The sequence below is a fragment of the Bacillus pretiosus genome, from assembly GCF_051294775.1.
GTDB classification, from domain to species: domain Bacteria; phylum Bacillota; class Bacilli; order Bacillales; family Bacillaceae_G; genus Bacillus_A; species Bacillus_A wiedmannii.
The window spans coordinates 1-282 of sequence record NZ_JBPPHF010000588.1; the positions used below are offsets into that span (position 1 = coordinate 1).

Annotated in this window: 1 pseudogene; it reads right to left on the reverse strand. The window is 33.3% G+C overall.

Features of this window, described 5'->3' with window-relative positions:
- A pseudogene (locus tag ACSG5Z_RS32275) lies at nucleotides 1–282 on the reverse strand (PIN domain nuclease); the annotation flags it as partial.

Consider the following 282-nt stretch of genomic DNA (forward strand, 5'->3'; position numbering starts at 1 on the left):
TAAAAGAGTAAAGAACACTTGCAACACTGTGCTAATAACTGGAATTGTAAATTCACGAATTGGTATTAAAATTACATATGCAACAATAAGACCAGAGATTAACCCTAATGTACCAAATAAAACATCCGCTACAGGCGCCTTTACAAGAGCCTCTTCAATATGCTTAATAAGTTGAACAATATAATCAACAAGCCAAAATGTTGTTAAAAATAAAATAATTGCACCAATAATTGCACGAACATACGATCCTTCCAATAAAGGAACGGCACCGATGTCTAATAC